General features: G+C 74.9%; 3 protein-coding genes. 2 read left to right on the forward strand and 1 reads right to left on the reverse strand.

Annotated features, from left to right (window positions below):
* Together ACTIR_RS0103540 and ACTIR_RS0103545 are read left to right on the forward strand one after the other, a co-directional pair.
* On the forward strand, positions 1-341 hold a 341-nt coding region (locus ACTIR_RS0103540), incomplete at its 5' end, for a helix-turn-helix transcriptional regulator (RefSeq protein ID WP_026453246.1).
* Positions 342-430: 89 nt separating this feature from the next.
* Complete coding sequence (locus ACTIR_RS0103545; RefSeq protein ID WP_026453247.1) at positions 431-1,837, forward strand: pyridoxal phosphate-dependent decarboxylase family protein; 1,407 nt, start codon at positions 431-433, stop codon at positions 1,835-1,837.
* Between the two features lie 43 nt (positions 1,838-1,880).
* Here the strand turns inward: ACTIR_RS0103545 and ACTIR_RS0103550 are convergent.
* Positions 1,881-3,148 (reverse strand): class I SAM-dependent methyltransferase (locus ACTIR_RS0103550; RefSeq protein WP_411431313.1); only part of this gene is annotated, 1,268 nt, incomplete at its 5' end.

Genomic DNA, 3,148 nt, shown 5'->3' on the forward strand with positions numbered 1-3,148 from the left:
CGCGCACCCCCACGCCGGACCGGCGCCGCGCCGAACTCGTGCGGGAGATGCTGGTCGGCAGCCTGGCCGACCCGCCGAGCCTGACCGAGCTCGCCCGCGAGACCGGGCTGAGCCGCTACGCCCTGCTGCGCGGCTTCCGCGCGCGGTTCGGGCTTCCGCCGCACACCTACCTCACCCAGGAGCGCGTCCGCACGGCCAAGCGGCTGCTGGACGCCGGACACCGCCCCGCCGAGGTCGCCGCGGCGGTCGGGTTCACCGACCAGGCGCACCTGTCCCGGCACTTCCGCCGCGTCGTCGGCGTCCCACCCGGTGCCTACGCCCGGGGTCGCGCCGGTCCGTGAGGAGTCGGCCACCCCGTGCCGGACACGGGGCGGGGACGGGCGCAACAACGTACAAGACCGCCCGCACCGCCCGGCCTAGCGTCGGGGCCGTGTTGCGATCCGACCTCGACCCCGACCGGGACGACGTCGCCAAGACCATGGCGGCGGCGAGCTCGTTCGTGTCCGACTTCCTCGACTCCCTGCCCCACGCCCCCGTGTCCGGGCCGGACGTGGTGCCCTCCGGGCTGCACGCCCCACCCGGTGAACAGCCGGGTGAGTTCGACGCGCTGCTGGCCACCGTCGCGGACGCGGCCGCACGCGCCGTGGAGACCGCGAGTGGCCACTACTTCGCCTACTTCCCCTCCGGTGGCCTGTTCTCCTCGGCCGTGGCCGAACTGCTCGCGCAGACGGTCAACCGGTTCACCGGTGTCAGCGCGATGGCCCCCGGCCTGGTGGCCCTGGAGCGCAGCGTCCTGCGCTGGCTGTGCGACGAGTTCGGGCTGCCCGCGGGCTCGGGCGGCCTGCTCACCAGCGGCGCCTCCACGGCGACGCTGTCGGCCCTGGTCGCCGCCCGGGAGCGGGCCGTACGCGCGGGCGCCCCGCTGGACACGCTCACCCTGTACGTCACCACGCACACCCATCACTGCGTGGCCAAGGCCGCCCGGATCGCCGGGCTGAACCCCGGTCAGATCCGCACCGTGCCCACCACCGCCGAACACCGCATGGACCCCGAGGCCGCGCGGGAGGCCGTGGCGGCCGACCGGGCGGCGGGGAACCGGCCGTTCCTGCTGGTGGGCACGGCGGGCGCGACCAGCACCGGAACCGTGGACCCGCTGCCCGAGCTGGCCCGGCTCGCCACCGACGAACAGCTGTGGTTCCACGTCGACGCCGCCTACGGCGGTGGTTTCGTGCTCACCGACCGCGGCCGCCGGATCCTGCGCGGCATCGAGCGGGCGGACTCCCTCACCCTCGACCCGCACAAGAGCCTGTTCCTGCAGTACGGCACCGGCGCGCTGCTGGTGCGCGACACCGAGGCGCTGCGCGCCGCGCACGCCGCGACGGCGGACTACCTCCAGGACGTCGACGACGACGGCGTGGCGCCGGACTTCGCCGACCTCGGGGTGGAACTGACCCGCGAGTTCCGGGGCCTGCGCCTGTGGCTGCCGCTGCACCTGCACGGCGTCGCCGCGTTCCGTGCGGCCCTGGACGACAAGCTCGACCTGGCCGCCCACACCGACCGGCGGCTGCGGGAGTTCGCGGACGTGCCGCTGCGTCCGGACCTGACCGTGCTGAACTTCCGCGCGCCGGGCGGTGGGGACACCGGGCAGGCCCGGGACCGGGCGAACCGGGAGCTGCTGGCCCGGCTCAACGCCACCGGCCGGATCTTCCTCTCCAGCACCCGGCTGGACGGGCGCAACACCCTGCGGATGTGCGTGCTCAGCCACCGCACCGGCCGCGCGCACGTCGACGACGCGGTGGAGCTGATCCGCGACGGCATCGAGGGCCGCCTGCCCTGACCGGCGCCCCGGGACACGGGGGTGTGCGGTGCGCGACCGTGCCTCACACGCCCCAGTCCGGGCGCAGGGGCATCCCCGAGGAGCCGGAGGAATCCGTCTTCACCCCGAGCACCTGGTGCAGCTCGATGCCGCGGCGCTCGAAGGACAGTTGGGAGGCGGCCATGTACAGCGCCCACACCCGCGCGCGGCGGACACCGGCCTCGGCCACCGCCTCCGTCCAGTGCTCGGCCAGGTTCGCGCACCACGCCGCGAGGGTGCGCGCGTAGTGCTCCCGCAGGTTCTCTTCGTGCCGCACCTCGAAGCCGTGGTCCTGCATCGCCGAGACGAGCGTGCCGACCCCCTCCAGCTCCCCGTCGGGGAAGACGTAGCGGTCGATGAACGGGCCGGTGCGGTGCGGATCCCGGGTGGTGGGGCGGGTGATGCAGTGGTTGAGCAGCCGCCCGCCCGCGCGCAGCCGGGCGGCGAGGAACCGGAAGTACGCGGGCAGGTTGCGGGCGCCGATGTGTTCGGTGAGTCCGATGGAGGCCACGGCGTCGAAGCCGGACTCGGCCACGTCGCGGTAGTCGCCGTGCACCACGCGGGCGCGTCCGTCCAGGCCGCGCGCGCGGAGGTGTTCGCGGCCCCAGTCCGCCTGTTCGCGGGACAACGTCACGCCCAACGCCTCGACGCCGTAGTGCTCGGCGGCGTGCGCGACCATGCCGCCCCAGCCGCAGCCGACGTCGAGCAGCCGCATCCCCGGTCGCAGGCCGAGTTTGCGGCACGCCAGGTCGAACTTGTGGAACTGGGCCTGCTCCAGGCTCGCCTCCCCGGAGGGGAAGCAGGCGCAGGTGTAGGCCATCGACGGGCCGAGCACCAGTTCGTAGAACCGGTTCGACACGTCGTAGTGCCGCGAGATCGCGGTGCTGTCCCGGCTCCGGGAGTGCCGCAGGCCGCGCAGCCCCCGCCGGATCCTGCCGGGTGCCTCCTCCGGCGGCACCGCGACCGGCCGCAGATAGCGCGGGCCGAGCTCGGTCAGCACCGCGAGCTTGGCGGCGGTGTCCAGACCGTCCACCAGGTCGAGGACCTCGGCCAGCACGTCGTGCAGGTCGCCCGCGACGTCGAGATGCCCGGTGACGTAGGCGCGGGCCAGCCCGAGCTCGCCGGGCGCGGACAGCAGGTAGCTCAGCGCCAGGGGGGACCGCACCTCGATGCGGGGCGACCCTTCGGGATCCCCGAGGACCGTGCCGTCGAAGGCGCGGACCGCGACCCGCTCCCCGTCGCCGAACACCCGCGCGAGCACGGGCGCGAGCGAGTCACCGCCGCGCGGCCGCC

Origin of the sequence: Saccharomonospora iraqiensis subsp. iraqiensis, from assembly GCF_000430445.1 — a bacterium.
GTDB classification, from domain to species: Bacteria; Actinomycetota; Actinomycetes; order Mycobacteriales; family Pseudonocardiaceae; genus Saccharomonospora; species Saccharomonospora iraqiensis.